This window comes from Enterobacter sp. BIDMC 26 (genome assembly GCF_000534435.1).
GTDB lineage: Bacteria > Pseudomonadota > Gammaproteobacteria > Enterobacterales > Enterobacteriaceae > Enterobacter > Enterobacter ludwigii.
In genome coordinates, this window is the sequence record NZ_KI973182.1 from 3,163,358 (window position 1) to 3,183,391 (window position 20,034).

20 protein-coding genes and 1 tRNA gene are annotated in these 20,034 nt (G+C 55.5%); 8 read left to right on the forward strand and 13 right to left on the reverse strand.

The features are described 5' to 3' along the window. Nucleotides 1-39 precede the first annotated feature (39 nt). From L462_RS08525 to trmB, 3 genes are read right to left on the reverse strand one after another with little or no spacing between them, the layout of a single operon-like run. Entirely contained in the window at nt 40-756 is a 717-nt protein-coding gene (locus L462_RS08525; RefSeq protein ID WP_032678950.1) for a YggN family protein, read from the reverse strand. A 56-nt stretch (nt 757-812) separates the two neighbouring features. Further along, nucleotides 813-1,139, reverse strand: coding sequence for a YggL family protein (locus tag L462_RS08520; RefSeq protein WP_032678951.1), 327 nt, complete (start codon nt 1,137-1,139; stop codon nt 813-815). After that, a complete protein-coding gene (trmB, locus tag L462_RS08515) occupies nt 1,139-1,858 on the reverse strand; it encodes a tRNA (guanosine(46)-N7)-methyltransferase TrmB (RefSeq protein WP_020883687.1) in 720 nt (239 codons plus the stop codon). Before trmB ends, L462_RS08520 begins: the two co-directional genes overlap by 1 nt. A gap of 144 nt (nt 1,859-2,002) precedes the next feature. On the opposite strand from trmB, the gene mutY reads away from it, so the two are divergent. From mutY to L462_RS08495, 4 genes are all read left to right on the forward strand, one after another. Continuing rightward, nucleotides 2,003-3,055, forward strand: coding sequence for an A/G-specific adenine glycosylase (gene mutY / locus L462_RS08510; RefSeq protein WP_172425374.1), 1,053 nt, complete (start codon nt 2,003-2,005; stop codon nt 3,053-3,055). Between the two features lie 26 nt (nt 3,056-3,081). After that, nucleotides 3,082-3,354: an oxidative damage protection protein gene (locus L462_RS08505; protein WP_032678953.1), complete on the forward strand. Its 273-nt coding sequence runs from the start codon at nt 3,082-3,084 to the stop codon at nt 3,352-3,354. A 56-nt stretch (nt 3,355-3,410) separates the two neighbouring features. Next, on the forward strand, nt 3,411-4,487 hold the full coding sequence (gene mltC, locus L462_RS08500; protein ID WP_025203253.1) for a membrane-bound lytic murein transglycosylase MltC: 1,077 nt from the start codon (nt 3,411-3,413) through the stop codon (nt 4,485-4,487). Nucleotides 4,488-4,726: 239 nt separating this feature from the next. Beyond that, the gene (locus tag L462_RS08495) at nt 4,727-5,983 is read left to right on the forward strand and encodes a nucleoside permease (protein WP_020883685.1); all 1,257 of its coding nucleotides are present in this window, start codon (nt 4,727-4,729) and stop codon (nt 5,981-5,983) included. A 17-nt stretch (nt 5,984-6,000) separates the two neighbouring features. Here L462_RS08495 and citG read toward each other — a convergent pair whose 3' ends face one another. The 8 genes from citG to L462_RS08455 are packed head-to-tail and all read right to left on the reverse strand — an operon-like array spanning nt 6,001 to nt 13,318. Continuing rightward, nucleotides 6,001-6,810 (reverse strand): triphosphoribosyl-dephospho-CoA synthase CitG, encoded by an 810-nt coding sequence (citG, locus tag L462_RS08490; RefSeq protein ID WP_032678954.1) that lies wholly within the window; start codon nt 6,808-6,810, stop codon nt 6,001-6,003. Then, a complete protein-coding gene (citX, locus tag L462_RS08485; RefSeq protein WP_025203251.1) occupies nt 6,788-7,327 on the reverse strand; it encodes a citrate lyase holo-[acyl-carrier protein] synthase in 540 nt (179 codons plus the stop codon). Before citX ends, citG begins: the two co-directional genes overlap by 23 nt. A gap of 2 nt (nt 7,328-7,329) precedes the next feature. Further along, nucleotides 7,330-8,847: a citrate lyase subunit alpha gene (gene citF, locus L462_RS08480; protein WP_032678955.1), complete on the reverse strand. Its 1,518-nt coding sequence runs from the start codon at nt 8,845-8,847 to the stop codon at nt 7,330-7,332. A 10-nt stretch (nt 8,848-8,857) separates the two neighbouring features. After that, entirely contained in the window at nt 8,858-9,733 is an 876-nt protein-coding gene (gene citE / locus L462_RS08475) for a citrate (pro-3S)-lyase subunit beta (protein ID WP_014171585.1), read from the reverse strand. Beyond that, nucleotides 9,730-10,023, reverse strand: a complete 294-nt coding sequence (gene citD, locus L462_RS08470; RefSeq protein WP_020883681.1) for a citrate lyase acyl carrier protein — start codon at nt 10,021-10,023, stop codon at nt 9,730-9,732. The genes citE and citD overlap by 4 nt, the downstream gene beginning before the upstream one ends. A gap of 16 nt (nt 10,024-10,039) precedes the next feature. Continuing rightward, entirely contained in the window at nt 10,040-11,065 is a 1,026-nt protein-coding gene (gene citC / locus L462_RS08465) for a [citrate (pro-3S)-lyase] ligase (RefSeq protein ID WP_032678956.1), read from the reverse strand. Between the two features lie 10 nt (nt 11,066-11,075). Further along, nucleotides 11,076-11,939, reverse strand: coding sequence for a fumarylacetoacetate hydrolase family protein (locus L462_RS08460; RefSeq protein ID WP_014171588.1), 864 nt, complete (start codon nt 11,937-11,939; stop codon nt 11,076-11,078). Nucleotides 11,940-11,956: 17 nt separating this feature from the next. Further along, nucleotides 11,957-13,318: a 2-hydroxycarboxylate transporter family protein gene (locus L462_RS08455; protein WP_014171589.1), complete on the reverse strand. Its 1,362-nt coding sequence runs from the start codon at nt 13,316-13,318 to the stop codon at nt 11,957-11,959. Nucleotides 13,319-13,663: 345 nt separating this feature from the next. On the opposite strand from L462_RS08455, the gene L462_RS08450 reads away from it, so the two are divergent. Next, nucleotides 13,664-15,289 (forward strand): ATP-binding protein, encoded by a 1,626-nt coding sequence (locus L462_RS08450; RefSeq protein WP_032678957.1) that lies wholly within the window; start codon nt 13,664-13,666, stop codon nt 15,287-15,289. Continuing rightward, nucleotides 15,279-15,971 carry a response regulator gene (locus tag L462_RS08445; protein WP_014171591.1) on the forward strand — a complete coding sequence of 231 codons (693 nt, stop codon included), beginning with the start codon at nt 15,279-15,281 and terminating at the stop codon, nt 15,969-15,971. The genes L462_RS08450 and L462_RS08445 overlap by 11 nt, the downstream gene beginning before the upstream one ends. 50 nt (nt 15,972-16,021) lie before the next feature. Here L462_RS08445 and L462_RS08440 read toward each other — a convergent pair whose 3' ends face one another. Beyond that, nucleotides 16,022-18,157 carry an ornithine decarboxylase gene (locus L462_RS08440; RefSeq protein WP_032678958.1) on the reverse strand — a complete coding sequence of 712 codons (2,136 nt, stop codon included), beginning with the start codon at nt 18,155-18,157 and terminating at the stop codon, nt 16,022-16,024. A gap of 255 nt (nt 18,158-18,412) precedes the next feature. Here L462_RS08440 and L462_RS08435 point away from each other — a divergent pair, with 255 nt between their 5' ends. Further along, the gene (locus tag L462_RS08435) at nt 18,413-19,126 is read left to right on the forward strand and encodes a DUF554 domain-containing protein (RefSeq protein ID WP_014171594.1); all 714 of its coding nucleotides are present in this window, start codon (nt 18,413-18,415) and stop codon (nt 19,124-19,126) included. Between the two features lie 95 nt (nt 19,127-19,221). Then, a tRNA-Phe gene (locus L462_RS08430) sits at nt 19,222-19,297 on the forward strand. A gap of 54 nt (nt 19,298-19,351) precedes the next feature. On the opposite strand, the gene L462_RS08425 is transcribed toward L462_RS08430, so the two are convergent. Beyond that, nucleotides 19,352-19,879 carry a helix-turn-helix transcriptional regulator gene (locus tag L462_RS08425; protein WP_044857798.1) on the reverse strand — a complete coding sequence of 176 codons (528 nt, stop codon included), beginning with the start codon at nt 19,877-19,879 and terminating at the stop codon, nt 19,352-19,354. Nucleotides 19,880-20,034: the final 155 nt, after the last annotated feature.

Below are 20,034 nucleotides of genomic sequence, written 5' to 3' on the forward strand. Positions count from 1 at the left end.
CCCTCGCCCCTTTGGGGAGAGGGTTAGGGTGAGGGGAAATTACTTCAGCGTTCCCACCAGCGCCTTGCGGCTATCTTCCAGCGACACCACGCGTTTACAGACGTCTTTGCCGAACTGCTGGAAATCGTCTTCCTGGTTCTTCCACTCGTTCTGAATCGAGGTCTGCAGACCGCCCAGGCTACCGAGCACGCCCTGCAGTGGGTTACCGCCGCCTTTCAGCACCGCTTTAGCCCCCATCTCGTTAATGCTGTCCTGCAGGATGCCACCCATTGCCTGGTTCACCAGCTGCTGACCGTCGGCACGAACCTGATCGATTGCCTTGTAATGGAACGTCAGGCCGTCGGAGCGATGCTCAATAATGCGGTTCATCTGCTCTTTCAGCTGTTTGTCGAGCTTCGTCAGGCGGGTGCGCATGTTACTGCTCTCTCCCACCTCTTTGGTGATGATCTTATCCAGCGCGACGCGGCTCTTCTCTACGCGCGTCAGGGCACCTTCATCAATCCACGGCAGCGTGGTACGCAAATCGGCCTGGTAGTCTTTCGCCTGCTCACGCTGAGCGGGGGTCAGGTTGTACTGTTTACCGTTAAATGTGACGTTCCCGTCCGGCGTAATCACCAGATGACCGTTCTCGCCTTTGACCTGCACGGTTTGCGGGCTTAACACCACGTCATCACGCGGGGTGACGCTACATTTATACTCCGCATGAGCGGTGAATCCGGTTGCCATTAAGGCAACAGCCAGCAACGTTTTGCGCATCTTAAACACTCCCTCAGACAAAATGGGCCAGCTAATGCTGGCCCCTTACTGCTTAATTAGTCCCACCAAACGTCAAAAAGTTCGCTGACGCGGACATCTTCCAGTTTGTGGTCTTCAAGCCATTTGCGCACAAGCGCCTGATGTTCTTCGGTGCATTTACCGACTTGCTGGGTGCAGATCAGACCTTCCCATGCCAGGTAACCGCTACCATCAAAGGCCAGCTTGTTTGGCTCGATCACTTCATTAATGAACGCATCTACGTCCTGATCGATCTGGTCTACGCTGGTGCCTTCCGGGAAACGCCACGCAACGGAGAAGCCCACTTCCTGGAATTCTTCGATGTGCATTTTTTTACGCAGACGACGGCTACGATTCTTTGCCATTATTTCACCCTCTCGAACATTAAGTCCCATACGCCGTGACCAAGACGATGGCCACGCTGTTCAAATTTTGTCACCGGACGTGAATCCGGACGCGGTACATAGTCGTTGCTTGCAGACTGGTTTTTATACCCGTCCAGAGACGACATGACTTCCAGCATATGTTCCGCATAAGGTTCCCAGTCGGTCGCCATATGGAAGACACCGCCCAGTTTCAGCTTACTTTTTACCAGCTCAGCAAACGGCGCCTGAACGATACGGCGTTTATTATGCCGTGCTTTGTGCCACGGGTCAGGGAAAAAGAGCTGAACCATGGTCAAAGAATTGTCAGGAATCATTTTGTGCAGCACTTCAACCGCGTCGTGACACATAACGCGCAGGTTCTCAACGCCCTCTTCATGAGCCGTTGCCAGACATGCGCCTACGCCTGGTGAGTGCACCTCAATGCCGAGGAAATTTTGCTCCGGGCGCGCGTGGGCCATGGTAACCAGTGAAGACCCCATACCGAAGCCAATCTCCAGTGTTACCGGCGCGTCGCGGCCAAACAGCTCGGTAAAGTCCAGAGGCTGCTCGCTGAATTCAACGCCCATCACCGGCCAGTAGTTGTCCAGCGCATGTTGCTGCCCTTTGGTCAGGCGACCCTGACGGCGGACAAAGCTGCGAATACGGCGCAGCGGGCGACCGTTTTCATCAAATTCCGGTGAAATGACGTCGTTTTTCATAAAAGAGTTGTCTGCTTGTGAGAATGTTCGGGAAACGGGCATTATCCAAAGTTAAGGCTTCTATGCAAGCATGGGAAAGATCCGGTTTACAGCAGATTGACGCTGTGCTGCAATCGGCGTCCCTGATTATGCGAATCGATGACCATGCAAGCCTCTCAATTTTCAGCCCAGGTGCTGGACTGGTACGACAAATACGGGCGTAAAACCCTGCCCTGGCAAATTGAAAAAACGCCTTACAAAGTATGGCTCTCCGAAGTGATGTTGCAACAAACGCAGGTCGCCACGGTGATTCCTTACTTCGAGCGCTTTATGGCACGTTTCCCAACGGTGACCGACCTGGCCAATGCGCCATTAGACGAGGTGCTGCACCTGTGGACCGGTCTCGGTTACTACGCCCGAGCGCGCAATTTGCATAAAGCCGCGCAGCAGGTGGCGACCCGACACCACGGCACATTTCCGGAAACCTTCGATGAAGTGGCTGATTTGCCCGGCGTCGGACGTTCAACCGCTGGCGCAATCCTCTCCCTGTCTTTAGGTAAACATTTCCCGATCCTCGACGGCAACGTGAAGCGCGTCCTCGCACGATGCTATGCCGTTGACGGCTGGCCGGGAAAAAAAGAGGTCGAAAAACGGCTGTGGGAGATCAGCGAAGCGGTTACCCCGGCAAAAGGCGTGGAGCGCTTTAACCAGGCGATGATGGACCTGGGGGCCATGGTCTGCACGCGATCAAAACCGAAATGCGAACTTTGCCCGGTCAATAATCTCTGCGTGGCTTATGCGAACCATTCATGGGCGCAGTATCCGGGCAAAAAGCCAAAGCAGACGCTGCCAGAGCGCACCGGCTACATGCTGTTGATGCAGCATGGCGATGGCGTCTTTCTGGCGCAGCGGCCGCCGAGCGGCCTGTGGGGTGGTCTATACTGCTTCCCACAGTTTGAAGATGAAGAATTGTTACGGGAATGGCTTAAACAGCGCGGCATCGCTGCCGATAACCTGACGCAGCTGACCGCGTTTCGTCATACCTTTAGCCATTTCCATCTGGATATTGTACCGATGTGGCTTCCCGTGTCCTCAATCACCGCCTGCATGGATGAAGGAACGGCTCTCTGGTATAACTTAGCGCAACCGCCATCAGTCGGGCTGGCGGCTCCCGTGGAGCGCCTGTTACAGCAATTACGTGCCGGTGCAATAGTTTAGCATCAGCCACCAACAGAGGAATGAGTATGGCCAGAACTATTTTTTGTACTTTCCTGCAGCGTGACGCTGAAGGCCAGGATTTCCAGCTTTATCCGGGCGAACTGGGTAAGCGCATCTATAACGAAATTTCCAAAGAAGCCTGGGGACAGTGGCAGAAAAAACAGACCATGCTGATCAACGAGAAGAAACTCAGCATGATGAACCCGGAGCACCGCAAGCTGCTTGAGCAGGAGATGGTGAACTTCCTGTTCGAAGGCAAAGACGTCCACATCGAAGGCTATACGCCGCCGGAACAATAACAGCGTGCGGGGGCAACTCCGCCGTACAAGCAAACACAACACGCACTCCCGGAATGATGAAAAAATTTTTAGCGCTAGCCCTTGTTGCGCCGTTGCTTGTCTCTTGTTCTTCCAAAAAAGGCGATGATTACAACGAAGCCTGGATAAAGGACACCAACGGTTTTGACATTTTGATGGGGCAGTTTGCCCATAACATCGAAAATATATGGGGATTTAACGAAGTTCTTATTGCCGGACCTAAGGACTACGTTAAGTACACCGACGCCTATCAGACCCGTAGCCACATCAACTTTGATGAGGGGACTATCACGGTTGAAACCATCGCAGGCACCGAACCTGCCGCACGGTTACGTCAGGCGATCGTGAAAACCTTACTGATGGGTGATGATCCAGGCTCAATCGATCTCTACTCCGACGCCGATGACATCACCATCTCCAAAGAACCGTTCCTGTACGGCCAGGTTGTCGATCAGACCGGACAGGCCATTCGCTGGGAAGGGCGTGCCACAAAATTTGCCGATTATCTGCTGCAGACGCGCCTGAAAAGCCGCTCTAACGGCCTGAAGATCATCTACAGCGTCACCATTAACCTCGTGCCGAACCACCTCGATAAACGTGCGCATAAGTACATTGGCATGGTGCGTCAGGCCTCGCGTAAGTACGGCGTGGATGAGTCGCTGATCCTGGCGATCATGCAGACCGAATCGTCGTTTAACCCGTACGCGGTAAGCCGTTCCGACGCGCTGGGACTGATGCAGGTCGTGCAACACAGCGCAGGTAAAGACGTCTTCCGCGCTCAGGGGAAATCCGGTACGCCGAGCCGCAGTTATCTGTTCGATCCGCAAAGCAACATTGATACCGGCACCGCCTACCTGGCGATGCTCAACAATGTCTACCTGGGGGGAATTGATAACCCGACATCACGTCGCTATGCGGTGATCACCGCGTATAACGGCGGGGCGGGCAGCGTCCTGCGCGTCTTCTCGAGTGACAAAGTGCAGGCGGCGAATATCATCAACAGTATGGCGCCGGGGGATGTCTATTCCACGCTCACCACCCGACACCCGTCTGCGGAATCGCGTCGTTATCTGTATAAAGTGAACACGGCGCAAAAAAACTACCGTCGACGCTAAACCCTTTACCCTGCCCTCTTCCTGTGGGAGAGGGTGAGGGCATCAGACCGCTCCCTCCCCGCTCCCACCCATACGAAAATGTTATTTGCATCACAATCCAAACTGCAAATTAATGTGGATTGCATTTTTTTGCGGGAGGTAACAAAACATAACCTCGCCTGCTGATAGAATTGCATCAAATAACAACCCTGAATGTTCCTATAACAACATATCTCCCGCTCACTTGTGAGGAAAGTAACATGAACCTTAAGCTGCAGCTTAAAATATTGTCGTTTCTGCAGTTCTGCCTGTGGGGTAGCTGGCTGACTACACTCGGCTCCTATATGTTTGTGACGCTCAAGTTCGATGGTGCGTCTATCGGTGCCGTCTACAGCTCGCTCGGCATTGCGGCTGTCTTTATGCCAACGCTGCTGGGGATCGTGGCGGATAAATGGTTAAGTGCGAAATGGCTGTACATGCTTTGCCATCTGGTGGGTGCGGGGACGCTGTTTATGGCAGCCCAGGTCACCACGCCGGGGGCGATGTTCATGGTGATCCTGTTTAACTCGCTGGCCTATATGCCAACGCTTGGCCTGATCAACACCATCTCCTACTACCGCCTGAAATCTGCCGGTATGGAAATCGTCACCGATTTCCCACCAATCCGTATCTGGGGCACCATCGGCTTTATCATGGCAATGTGGGGCGTGAGCTTCGCAGGCTTCGAACTGAGCCATATGCAGCTCTACATCGGGGCGGCACTCTCCGTGGTGCTGGCGCTGTTCACCCTGACCCTGCCGCATATTCCGGTGTCTAACCAGCAGAAAAACCAGAGCTGGAGCACCATGCTCGGTCTGGACGCCTTTGCGCTGTTTAAAAACAAACGCATGGCGATCTTCTTTATCTTCTCCATGCTGCTGGGTGCGGAACTGCAGATCACCAACATGTTCGGCAACACCTTCCTGCACAGCTTCGACAATAACCCGCTGTTCTCTGGCAGCTTTATCGTTGAACATGCGTCAGTGATGATGTCCATCTCTCAGATCTCTGAGACGCTGTTCATCCTGACCATCCCGTTCTTCCTGAGCCGCTACGGCATCAAGAACGTCATGCTGATCAGTATCGCTGCATGGATGTTGCGCTTCGGTCTGTTTGCCTACGGCGACCCAAGCCCGTTCGGTACCGTGCTGCTGGTTCTGTCGATGATTGTTTACGGCTGCGCCTTCGACTTCTTCAACATCTCTGGTTCGGTGTTTGTGGAAAAAGAGGTGAAACCTGAAATTCGCGCCAGTGCTCAGGGTATGTTCCTGATGATGACCAACGGCTTCGGCTGTATTCTGGGCGGTGTGGTGAGCGGTAAAGTGGTTGAGATGTACACCACTAACGGCATCACCAACTGGCAGCCCGTGTGGCTTATCTTCGCCGCGTACTCATTGGTACTGTTCTTCGCGTTTATCGCACTGTTCAAGTACAAGCACGTACGCGAACCGCACGCTGCGCAGCCTATCGCGCATTAATGATTACCCCTCTCCTTTCAGGAGAGGGGTAATTTCGCCAGCACCCATCCTACCGACAATAAATCCGCACTGCCCCCCGGGCTTAAATTCCGTTCAATGAGCGCATTGTCCATCTGTATTAATGCATCACGATCCCAGCCACGCGTCAGTAATGCCCGCGCATAACCCTGCACATAGCGCAGCCCTTCCATACCGCCGCGCGACACCAGGTTACTGTCCTGATTCATCGCCATCAGGCGCAGCAGCAGGTCATGAAGCGCGTGCCCGTTCCATTGCGCCAGCGCTGCACGCACCGTAGCAAAACCGCTTTCCGCTTCGCCCCGCGCGCCGGTTAACCCATACTGCTGAAACTGCCGCTCCCCTGCCGTCGCCTGTCCACTGCGCGCTGCCAGCTCACGCGCCACCAGCCCGCGACAGAGGTGACTCACCTCACTACAGAGGCTCTCAGCCGTGGCGTGTTTCACACGTCCGGCGGCAAAGCACAGCAAACCGAGGGCAAAAATGCCGCCTTTATGCGTGTTCACCCCGCATGTTGCAGCGTACATTGCCTGTTCACAGGCAATGCCCATCGGGCGAATGATCCGTATTTGTTCCGCCACGGGTTTATCCGCATGGGTATGACCCAGCTCTGCAAAGCGCGCAAACCACGGGGTGATAGCCGCAATACTGCGGGCAAACAGCGCATGGTCCATATCGCGGTGTGCACCGTTGTTGAGCTTATCCACCAGACCCGGCTTTGGCGTCAACGCCAGCTCCTGCCATAACGCCTCTTCGGCGAGCCCTGGCACATCGCATGGCTGCGGGTTAGTCGCGAGCAAACCAGTCATCGATCATCTTCTCCACGCGAGCCACCACCTGCTCTACAGGATGCTTACGCGAACGGGAACAGGCGTGGGCAGGCTCATCACATACCAGACAGCGCCGGAGGTGTGCCCCTAAAGACTGGCGCCCCACATGCCCCTGTACCGGGCAGATCACATCCAAATCCCACAGCCTGCCGAGCGGGTGAGTCTGCTCCAGATCCGTACAGTGCGCTTTGATTTCCGCCGCCGGATGCGCCACGCACCAGATTGCTTCTGGCCCGGTGGGCAGCCACAGCACCTGGCGGTCCAGCACCTGCCAGCGGTTTTCCCACAGCAGCTGGTCGCACATCTGCAATGCCACGCCCATCGTATTGCGATAGCGCAGGCTGTCTTTGATCTCCCCGGGGGTAACGAGCGTGAGAGAAATCACCGGTTGTTGATAGTGCGTGAGCCAGTCAGTCTGGCGTGCTGCACGGCGCTCTTTCGCCGCCAGCAGCTCCTCCAGGCTGACACCCGCCCGCACGGGTGTCGCTACAGTCATCATTACTCCTTCACCTGTCGAACGGTGTCGATGACGCTGCCGTCGCGGTAGCGGATCACACCGACGATTTTGTCGGTAAACTCAATGGGTTTTGGTACGCCAGTCAGTGATATCGCCCGCTCGAAAAGCGCGTTGATATCGACAACGTTGAGGCCTGCGGCAAGCAGTCGTTCGCGGATTTCCGGGCGTGCCGGGTTAACCGCGATGCCGTGATCGGTAACCAGCACGTCGATGCTCTCCCCGGGCGTCAGCCGGGTGGTCACCCGCTTCACGACGGTTGGAATACGGCTACGCAGCAGGGGGGCGACCACGATGGTCAGGTTCGCCGCCGCGGCCACATCACAATGTCCGCCGGATGCCCCACGCATTACGCCGTCAGAGCCGGTAATAACATTGACGTTAAAATCGACGTCAATTTCCAGGGCGCTGAGGATCACCACATCAAGCTGGTCGCAGCTTGCTGCCTTGCTGCCGGGGTTGGCATAAACGTTGGTGGAGATCTCCACATGATTCGGATTTCGTGCCAGCGAGGCTGCGGCCTGGCCGTCGAAACACTGGGTATCGAGCAGCTTTTCGATCAGCCCTTTCTCGTGCAGATCCACCAGGCTGCCGGTAATGCCCCCGAGCGCGAAGCGCGCCTTCACGCCGCTGCGCTCCATTTTCTCCTCCATAAAGCGGGTACAGGCGGTAGCCGCCGCACCGGAGCCGGTCTGCATGGAAAAACCGGGTTTGAAATAGCCTGAATGTTCAATCACATCCGCCGCGTAGCGGGCAATCATCAGCTCACGCGGATTACTGGTCACGCGAGCCGCACCGACGCTGATTTTCGCCGGGTCACCCACGCTCTCCACCTGCACAATGTAATCCACCTGATCCTGCACCAGGCTGGCGGGCATATTCGGGAACGGCACCAGCGCTTCGGTCAGCAGCACCACCTTGCGGGCGAAATGCGCATCCACCATTGCATAGCCAAGCGAGCCGCAGCACGATTTCCCGTGCGTGCCGTTGGCGTTGCCAAATTCATCGCTGCACGGCACGCCAAGAAACGCCACGTCGATATTCAGCTCACCGTCCTGCAACAGCTTCACGCGCCCGCCGTGGGAGTGAATTTGTACCGGCTCGGCCATCAACCCGTGTGAGATAGCGTCCGCCAGCTTGCCCCGCATACCGGAGGTATAAATCCGGGTGATAACACCGCTTTCGATGTGTTCGATCAGCGCGTCGTTACAGGTCATCAGCGAGCTGGAAGCCAGCGTCAGGTTTTTAAAGCCCATACGCGCAAGCAGCGCCACGACGGTATTGATCACCCGGTCGCCTTCGCGAAACGCGTGGTGGAAGGAGACGGTCATCCCGTCCTGTAACCCGCTGCGTAACACCGCCTCTTCGACCGAAGCACAGAGCTTACGGGTGTGTTTTTCGTCAGGGCTGTTCAGCCATGGCGTTGCGCTGTGGGCGGCATCAAACGGTTTTAAGTCCCGCAGATGGGGGAAATTCACATGGAGAAGTTCTGTCTGATTCATTGTGTAATCCTTAACGACGCACGCCGGAGGCCGCCGCGCGTTCCAGCACCATCTGCGCGTGGTTAATAATAGGGGCATCGACCATTTTGCCGTTGAGCGACACGACGCCCAGGCCGTTACGCTCCCCCTCTTCTGCCGCTTCAATCACCCGTTTCGCGTGATCCACTTCCTGCTGGGTTGGGGCATAGGCGTTATGTAACAGGTCAATCTGACGTGGGTTAATCAGCGATTTACCGTTAAAGCCCATCTTGCGGATCAAATCGACCTCGCGCAGGAAGCCGGCTTCATCGTTAACGTCCGACCACACCACGTCGAAAGCGTCGATACCCGCGGCGCGGGCGGCGTGCAGCACGGCACAGCGGGCATAAAACAGCTCAGTGCCATCCCCGCGTTCCGTCTGCATGTCCATCACATAATCAAAGGCGGCCAGCGCGATCCCGATTAAGCGCGGAGAACTGCGGGCAATGGCCACGGCGTTAATCACCCCAATCGCGGACTCAATAGCCGCCATGACGCGGGTCGAGCCCGGCTCGCGCCCACATTCACGCTCGATACGCGCCAGATGCCCTTCCAGCTCATCGATATCCTCTGGGGTGTCGGTTTTCGGCAATCGAATCACGTCCACCCCTGCCCGCACGGCGGCTTCCAGATCCAGCAAGCCAAACGGCGTGCTCAGCGGGTTAATGCGCACCACGGTTTCGATATCCTGATACATCGGGTGCTGCAGGGCATGAAACACCAGCATGCGCGCGGTATCCTTCTCGCGCAGGGCGACGGCGTCTTCAAGGTCAAACATGATGGAGTCCGGGCGGTAGATAAATGCCGTAGAGAGCATGGCGGCGTTTGCGCCCGGCAGGAACAGCATACTGCGGCGGAGTTTGCTCATTTCAGCGCCCCCCAGTTGAGTGTCGGCTCATCGGCTGCGCGCAGGAGCGCGCTTTGCAGACGGGCGCGGATCACACAGTCCAGCGCCCCTTTGTCTTCAACAATAATTAATCCCTGGTGCACGTTCATGGCGCGCAATGTGTCGTTAACGACCTGGCGAATATGTTCGCCAAACTGCTTAATCACTTCACTGTGGATGATAATTTCCAGCTCACCCTGAGCGGGGGCAATTTTTACCATCAGGTCGCTGGACTCCTGCGTACCGGCCAGCGCCTCCCTTACAATTTTCATGATAAATTCCTGATAGTTATGCGACTTCCGCACTCGCACGGTAATGCGTTTCGAGGTGCGCGAAGGTGGAGTCCGGGACAATCTCCCGGATCCGGGAAAACTGCTGTGTCTTCAGCAAGCGGCGGACTTCCGACGCGGAAATAGCGTTGCCGGTGACCTTGATGCGCGGCATTTCCACCACGTCAATCTGTGAGGCCAGCAGGTCGTGCAGCGTCTGGTTGTACTGACGGGTGATATCGCAAAACGGCTCCGAGCCGATAAAGCGATGCGTAATACCCAGCGCCGGGGCGATGAAGTCCCGAAAGATCAGCACATCGATTTCGCTCCACGCCTGCTGTACTTTGCCGGTCTCTTTCAGGAAGTAGGCCGGGAACGTGGCGCGGGAGATGATGTACTGCGATCCTTCATGCACAATCACGTTCGGCAGATGCGCCACGCCCGCCCGTACCATCTCTAGCCGGGCGCTGAACGGGAAGAACGAGGCATCCTCGCGCACCACAAACAGATGCAGCGCATCGCACTGCCCCGCGGCCTGCTCGACCAGATGCCGGTGGCCGAGGGTAAACGGATTCGCATTCATCACGATCGCGCCAATCTTCTTCCCGGCCTTGCGCTGACACTTGAGCGCGCGGCAGTAGCGCTGGATCCCCTGCGGGGTGTTCTCCATCAGCACCGCGTTGTTCCGGCTCTGGGCAATCGGCCAGAAGCCGCTGCGGCCAAAGCGCTCCTTGTTGCACGGACGGGTGCAGAGGAAGAGGTGAAAATGGCCGCGCTCCAGCGCCGCGTTTTCCACCTCTGCCAGCAACCGTGCGCTGAGGTTCTCCCCACGAAGCTGCTCGTTTACCGCCACGCACTTGATGACGTTAGCGGCAAGCCCGGCACAACCCACCAGCTGCGTGCCGGACCAGGCTTCGACAAACAGCGTGATGTCGTTGTCCAGGCCAAGGCCGCTGTCTGCCAGCAGGTAACGGATCTGGCTTAAGCGTTCCGGGTGTTTCGCCACAAGGGTGTGGCGAAAATCGATAGTGGGTTGACTGTTCATGCCGTTTTACTCAGTGTGCTGCCGCAAGCCCGGTGGCGGGCGCTTCCATGATCACATTGCTCAGATGACCGATATGCTCGATCTCCACCTCAATGCGATCGCCCTCTTTCATGAACAGCGGCGGGTTGCGCTTTTTGCCCACGCCGCCAGGGGAGCCGGTGATGATCACATCGCCCGGGCTGAGGCGGGTAAAGGTGCTGATGTATTCGATAAGCTCCGCGACCTTGTGGATCATGCTGCTGGTGTTGTCTTCCTGCACCATACGGCCGTTAAGCCAGGTGCGGATCGCCAGCTGGTGCGGGTCCGGGATCTCATCAGCCGTCGCCATCCACGGGCCAAACGCTCCGGTCTGACGCCAGTTCTTGCCTGCCGTAAACCAGGTGTGCTGCCAGTCGCGGGCGGAGCCGTCCATATAGCAGCTGTAACCCGCCACATGGCGCAGCGCCTCATCACGGCTGATGTTCTCTCCGGCTTTGCCGATGATGACCGCCAGCTCTCCTTCGTAGTCGAATTCACTGGAGTGACGCGGCTTCAGCACCGGTTCGTTATGGCCGGTCTGCGAATCCGGGAAGCGGACAAACAGCGTCGGCGCCGGGTTGTGCTGGTCAAACTCTTTGCGTTTGTCGGCGTAGTTCATGCCCACGCAGAGGATTTTTTCCGGCTGCTCAATCACCGGTAAGAAGGTGATGGCATTCAGAGGGACATCCACGGCGTCGTTGAGATAACGGGTGGCCTCGGCCAGCCCGTTGCCCTGCAGCAGCGCTTTGAGGTCACTGTAGCGGTCGCCGAGACGGCGACCTAAATCAATCACACCTTCGGCCTGAACGATGCCGTAGCTGCGTGTTCCCTGGTATAAAAAGCTTGCGAGTTTCATTGTTCTTTCCTGAAAACTTAAACGAGGAAGTTGCCCAGTATCAGCAGAGAGATAGAGACGTTAATCGCGCCGCCGATACGGGTAGCAATCTGGGCGAAGGGCATCAGGCTCATACGGTTACCTGCGGTCAGAATCGCCACGTCACCGGTACCGCCCTGACCGCTCTGGCAGCAGGAGACGATGGCGACATCAATCGGGTGCATGCCAATCTTTTTGCCAACGAAGAAACCGGTCGCCACCAGCGCGGAGACGGTGCTGACAATCACCAGCAGGTTGGTCAGCGTGAATGCGGCGACCAGTTCATGCCAGGGGGTAATGGCCACGCCCACGGCGAAGAGAATGGGGTAAGTTACTGACGTCTGGAAGAATTTATACACCACCTGAGAGCCTTCCAGCAGACGCGGAGAGGCGCCATTGCAAAGCTTGACCAGCACCGCCATAAACAGCATGCCAACCGGTGCGGGCAGGCCAATCAGCTTGTGGCCGAGCATCCCCAGCATGTAGAGCAGAACGGCCAGCAGTGCGCCAGAAGCGATCGTGGTGACGTCCGCTTTACCGGAGAACGCAGGCTGTGCGGTGGTTTCATCGGTATTCGCACGGTTAGGCATCAGCTGGCCTTCGCCGGTCAGGTGCGGGTAACGTTTACCGAGCTGATTGAGGCAACCGGAGATGATGATTGCCGTCAGGCCGCCGAGCATAACCATAGGCAGAACGCGACCGAGCGCCACGCCCTGGTCCATATGCAGCAGGGTGGCATAGCCGATGGAGAGTGGGATCGCCCCTTCCCCAACACCGCCCGCCATGATCGGCAAAATGATAAAGAAGAAGATCTGGAATGGCTCAAGGCCCAGCGCTATCCCTACGCCCATGCCAACAATCATGCCGACAATTTCGCCGCACAGCATCGGGAAGAAGATGCGCAGGAAGCCCTGAATCAGCACGGTGCGGTTCATGCTCATGATGCTGCCGACAATGATGCAGCAGATGTAGAGATACAGAATGTTGGTGGATTTGTAGAACTTCGTGGTGGACTCCACCACCACATCCGGCAGCAGACCGTAATAGACCAGTGCCGAAGGAATAAAGGTGGCGCAAATCGCCGCCGCACCGAGTTTACCGACAATCGGCAGGCGCTTGCCAAACTCACCGCAGGCAAAGCCGAAGAACGCGAGCGTGGCGACCATCACCACGATATCGCTGGGCAGTTTGCCGCCGAGGCAATCAATGGCAATCAGCGCGCCGGCCAGGACAAACAGTGGCAGAGGGATAATTCCGATTTTCCACGTATCCATAATATGCCACCAGCGCTCTTTGAGTGATGGTCGCTGAATATCAATCGGGTCGTGGGTAACAGAGAAAGAATCGTCAGTTGTGCTCATAATAAGCCCCTTAGTTATTTTGTGCGTTCAGCTTAGAGTCACAAAGGCTTACTTTATGTGAGGGATGACATATTAAAAGCGAAGTTTTTATGGCAGCTATGGTTTTAATGGTTTCTTTTATTTAATGTGATTTACGCCTTATTTATTGCCGTGGTTTTTATGGTTTCTTTTCTAAAACGAACAATCAAATAACATTTCTCCAGACGGTTTCAGGCGCATAGGCTATTCGGAAAATTCTTTTACAGGGCCTGCTGTGCAAGGGATCACAAGTTTTCGGCAAACCGGGCATCCGCGCGAAAAAAGATGATATATTGGCAATCTTTGCTGCTACCTCGCGTGATAGTTATGAAAGTATCGTTTCAGATTAAGCTGTTTATTTCGCTGGTCGCCTTTTTCTCAGTACTTTTTGCGTTACTGGGCGGATATTATTACGTCGATGTCGGCAAGCAGCTTTATCAGGAAATGAGCGCACGTGCCAAAATACAGGCGGAAGAGATCGCACTTATTCCCTCATTACGTGATGAGGTTGAACAAAAAGATATCAAAGCCATCCATGATTTTATGCAGAAAATTGCCGCTCACAGTGACGCCAGCTTTATTGTGATTGGAGATAATAAAGGTCTGCATCTTTTTCATTCGGTCTTTGCCGACAGAGTGGGCAAGACGCTTATCGGTGGAGACAATGAGGAGGTCCTGCAGGGAAAAAGCACCACCACCATCCGCAAAGGGGGGTTGGGTATTTCGCTGCGCAGCAAAGCGCCCATCTTCAACGATGCGGGGCAAGTGGTGGGGATTGTCTCGGTGGGTTATCTCACCAGCTACCTTGATACCATTACCGTCAGCAAAGTGGTCAATATCCTGCTGGCCGCCGTGCTGCTGTTGATTGCGCTCTTTATCTTCTCCTGGTTCTTTACCCGCAGTATCAAGAAGCAGATCTTCTCCCTGGAGCCACGGGAAATCGGCCTGCTGGTGCGCCAGCAAAAGGCGATGATGGAGTCTATCTATGAAGGAGTGATCGCCATTGATGATGAGCTGCGCATTGAGGTGATCAACCAGGCGGCGCGCAAGTTGCTTGGTCTGAGCCAGCCAGCCCGTGAACTGCGCGGGCAGCTGATTAGCCAGGTTATCGACCCTGTCCCGTTCTTCTCAACGCAGACGATGCTGGCGAAAGATACCCATGATGAAATTTGCCGTTTTAACACCCTCACGGTGATTGCCAGCCGGGTGCGTATCATGCTTGAGGATTCGCTGCAGGGCTGGGTGATCACTTTCCGCGATCGGAATGAAATAGACTCGCTTAGCGCCCAGCTCAGCCAGGTTAAACGCTATGTCGATAACCTGCGCATCATGCGTCATGAGCAGTTGAACCGCATGACCACTCTGTCCGGCCTGCTGCACATGGGCCGCTATGAAGAGGCGATTGGCTATATTCAGGCGCAGTCGGAACACGCTCAGGAGCTGCTGGACTTTATCTCTTCCCGCTTCTGCTCCCCGACCCTGTGTGGCCTGCTGCTGGGTAAAGCCGCCCGCGCGCGGGAGAAAGGGGTCGAGCTCAGTTTTGACCCGGCCTGCCGGCTGGACAGGCCGTTCCCGTCGCTGGCTGAAGAAGAGCTGATCTCAATCATCGGCAACCTGCTGGATAACGCCATCGAAGCGACGCAGCGCTCACCGCTTCCCCATGCACCGGTCGAAGTGCTGATCAAACTGAGCGAGCAGGAGCTGATTATCGAAGTGGCCGACCAGGGCGTTGGCATCAAACCGGAGATCCGTGACAGGATATTTGAACGCGGCATCACCACCAAAACACGCGGCGATCACGGGATTGGCCTGTATCTGATCGAAAGCTATGTTACGCAGGCTGGCGGCGCGATAGAAATTGCCGATAACACCCCGCGCGGCGCCATTTTCTCACTGTTTATTCCCGCCCGGCGTCCCGCCCAGCAACTGGAAGATACCGACTATGCAACATGAACTTATCGACGTATTGATTGTTGAAGACGAGAACGAACTGGCGCAACTGCACGCGGAACTTATCGGTAAACATCCGCGCCTGAGGCTGGTAGGGATCGCCTCGTCTCTCGCTGCCGCCCAGGTCCAGCTTGAAAGCAAGCAGCCGCAGCTTATGCTGCTGGATAACTATCTGCCGGACGGTAAAGGGATCACACTGATCAATGACCCCATGCTCACCCGCGCCAACTGTTCGGTAATTTTCATTACTGCTGCCAGCGACATGGACACCTGCAGCCAGGCCATCCGAAATGGCGCCTTTGATTACATCCTGAAGCCGGTCTCCTGGAAACGCCTCAGCCAGTCGCTTGAACGCTTTGTGCAGTTTGCCGAACAACAGCGGGTCTGGAAGATTGTCGACCAGCAGAACGTCGACTCGCTCTACCAGCTGCAGGCGAAAAACTACCGTCTGGATAACGGCAGCAAAGGCATTGAGGAGAATACGCTGGCACGGGTGCAGGCGTTGTTTAACGACAAGGCGACACACTGTTTTTCCGTCGACGAGGTCGTGCAGGAGACAGGATTAAGTAAAACCACCACCCGACGCTATCTGGAGCACTGCGTGGAGGCGGGGTTTCTGAGCGTAGAGATGTTGTACGGGAAGATTGGGCATCCGCGGAGGATGTATAAGAGAAGTGCGGTGTGAGCCCTGACCCTCTCTTTTGGGGAGAGGGCCGGGATTACGGATGACGGCGACTATGACAAAACATACCCGTACAGTCGCTTAATCCCATCGGGATCCTTTTCGCTGTAAACGCCCTGTAGCTCCGGCGAGAAACCTGGCAGCAGGTTGATGCCCTCCTCCAGCGCCAGGAAGTAACGCTGTACCGCCCCACCCCAGATTTCACCCGGCACCACGCACAGTACGCCAGGGGGATAGGGCAGCGCGCCCTCGGCGGCAATGCGTCCGCCGGCATCACGGATGCGCACCAACTCCACGTTCCCGCGAATATACGCCTGATTCGCATCCTGCGGATTCATCGCCCGTTCTGGCAAACTCTCTTTACGGAACATTGCCTTCTGCAGATCTTTCACGTCAAAGCTCACGTAGAGATCGTGCATCTCCTGGCAGAGCTGGCGAAGGGTGTAATCGCGATACCGTACCGGGTATTTCTGGTAGATGGTCGGCAGGACGTCAGCAAGCGGCGTATCGTCTTCAATATGCTGTTCAAACTGACCCAGCATCGCCACCAGCTGCGCCAGCTTCTCACTGCTTTCGGCAGGCGTCAGCAGGAAGAGGATCGAGTTGAGATCGCACTTCTCCGGCACAATGCCGTTTTCACGCAGGTAGTGCGCAAGAATGGTCGCCGGAATGCCGAACTCGGTATATTCCCCGGTTTCCGCATCAATACCCGGCGTGGTCAGCAGCAGCTTGCACGGATCGACGAAATACTGCTCGCTGGCATAGCCTTCAAACCCGTGCCATTTAGCCCCCGGCTCAAAGCTGAAGAAGCGGCGCTCGCTGGCGATGGCGTGAGTGGGATGATCCTGCCACGGACGCCCGGCCACCATCGGCGGAATAAACGGTTTGATCATATGGCAGTTGGCAATGATCGCCTTGCGGGCCTCAATGCCCAGCTCAACACACTCCGCCCAAAGCCGGCGCCCGCTCTCCCCTTCATGGATTTTCGCGTTCACATCGAGAGCCGCGAACAGCGGATAGAACGGACTGGTCGAGGCATGGAGCATGAACGCATTGTTGAGGCGCTTGTGCGGACAGAAACGCGCCTGGCCGCGAATGTGATTATCCTTTTTATGGATCTGCGAAGTCTGCGAGAACCCGGCCTGCTGTTTATGCACCGACTGCGTCACGAAAATGCCCGGATCGTTCTCGTTCAGATCCAGTAACAGCGGAGAGGTTTCCGCCATCATCGGAATAAACTGCTCGTAGCCCACCCAGGCCGAATCAAACAGGATGTAGTCACAAAGATGGCCGATCTTGTCGATCACCTGACGGGCGTTGTAGATCGTGCCATCGTAGGTGCCAAGCTGAATGATCGCCAGACGAAACGGGCGTTTCTCCATGGCCTTTTCCGGCGCAACTTCACGGATCTGATTTCGCAGGTACGCGTCGTCAAAGCACTGCGCGTCAATCCCGCCAATAAAACCAAACGGGTTACGCGCCGCTTCAAGATAAACCGGCGTGGCGCCCGCCTGGATCAGCGCACCGTGGTGGTTGGACTTATGGTTGTTGCGATCGAACAGCACCAGGTCGCCGCGGGTCAGCAGCGCATTGGTGACCACCTTATTTGCAGCGGAGGTGCCGTTCAGCACAAAGTAGGTTTTATCAGCATTAAAGACTTTTGCTGCGAACTTCTGGGCATGCTTGGCGGAGCCTTCGTGGATCAGCAGATCGCCCAGTTTCACATCGGCATTGCACATATCGGCGCGAAATACGTTCTCACCGAAGAATTCATAGAACTGCCGTCCCGCAGGGTGTTTTTTAAAAAATGCACCGTGCTGGTGTCCCGGACAGGCAAAAGTACTGTTGCCCATCGCCACGTACTGGCTCAGGGTGTCAAAAAATGGCGGCAACAGATTCTCTTCATACCGGCTGGCCGCCGTCTCCAGTTCCAGAAACTCCTGAGCTTTACCTGATATCACTGCCGTTGCGCCATCAGGAACATCTGACGGCTCTTGCGAGTAAATAAACACCGGAAGCTGAAAGCCCGTGCGTTTAAGCAATACCAGAATGCCGCTGCAACTTTCCGCGGGGGTAATGACGACTGCCGCCACATCCGTAAAATCAGTGTTATCCAGCGTCACCTTTTCGCGGTGCGTAGACACAGTAGAGACCAGCTCGCGGCTGACGGCGATTTTCATGGTTTTCATAAGTGCAGTTACCCTCACCGAACGGTGAGACAGGAGTAGATAATATCGATACGGGTGAGCGTTCGCGCAGCGACAGACAACATCATCATTGGCGGCTCCGTACACAGGAAGGAGAAATTTCGCGCAATCATGTCACCTTTTATTTTGAGGTGCAAGAAGCAATCAGTATGTGTTAACCCGCCTAAACCTAAGCTTAACAGGCCCCTGGCGTGTCATAATCCTGCAATACCCATGATTAACTAACAGGAGTTCACGGTGGTTATCGGACCCTTTATCAATGCCGGTGCCGTATTGCTGGGCGGCGTACTTGGCGCCGTATTAAGTCAGCGGTTGCCGGAGCGTATTCGCTCTTCCATGCCCTCAATATTCGGCCTGGCCTCGTTAGGTATCGGCATTTTACTGGTGATCAAGTGCGCCAACCTGCCGGTGATGGTGCTTGCTACCCTGCTCGGCGCGCTCATTGGCGAGTTCTGCTATCTGGAAAAGGGTATTAACAGTGCGGTCAGCAAAGCCAAAAACCTGATTGCCCACCCGGGCAAGGCGAAAAACGGCACTCACGAGTCGTTTATTCAGAACTACGTCGCGATAATTATTCTTTTTTGCGCCAGCGGCACAGGCATTTTCGGTTCAATGCAGGAAGGCATGACTGGCGACCCCAGCATATTGATTGCGAAGGCGTTTCTTGATTTCTTCACGGCCACCATTTTCGCCACGACCCTCGGCATCGCCGTCGCCGCGATTTGCGTGCCCATGCTGCTTATCCAGCTGGCCCTCGCTACCTGCGCCACACTGATCCTTCCTCTCACCACGCCGGCGATGATGGCCGACTTCACCGCCGTCGGTGGCCTGCTGCTGCTGGCGACAGGGCTGCGGATATGCGGAATAAAGATGTTTGCGGTGGTGAATATGCTGCCCGCGCTGTTGATTGCAATGCCGCTATCCGCGCTCTGGACGCACTTTTTTGCTTAAGTTTACGGCGAACTGGTGAGAGAGTGTGCAGTCCGTTACGAAAACAACAAATTTCGTTGACGGCAGAGGGCATATCAGGTTTAATGCGCCCCGTTGCCCGGATAGCTCAGTCGGTAGAGCAGGGGATTGAAAATCCCCGTGTCCTTGGTTCGATTCCGAGTCCGGGCACCACTCTTCAGAAAACCCGCCCTCGTGGCGGGTTTTTGCTTTTGGGGTAAAACTAAGCTAGGGATCGTTCCCATCCGAATCCAGCAGTTTATTTTTAAAGATAAACAAACAAGCCTCGTTGAAGTTCTCTGCCCCCAGCCGTTCTGAGAGCGCGGTCCGTTTACGGTAGAGGCTTTTAATCGACGTATTCAGTTCCTGTGCCACCTCTTCCATCGCCATGCCAGCCCTGAGCAACCGCAGCATAATGGCTTCATGCGTGCTCAGCCGTAAGTTCAGCAGCCACTTTGTTGTCAGACGTTTGCCCTTCATGTTGAGCACCAGGTTGAATAACGACGCCATATCGGGTGCCGTGAGCGACGTGTTCATAAACAACTTCATGCTGAGCAGATTCTCCTCGCGATGCCGCATATCGAGCATAACGCAGCAGATTGTTTTTTTCGTTCTGGCCGGATGGCGTATCAGGTAATCATATAAACGCAGCGGTGCACGGCTATCAATCAATACAGAATATTCATCTGCGCCGTTATCAAATATCTTTCTGTCAATGGAGTCCAGCAGGATTATATCCGGAAAAAATATCCTCATCCCCCTGACAAGGTAGCGATCCTGTGTCACTAACACTATTGAAGTTGCCACTAACCATCCCTTTTAGATTAAAGCAAGAACGACCCTTCGGAAAGAAGTCCGCCTTCGTTTTATAGCGCTTTTATATTAACGATAAATGTATTCTGGCTTTGATT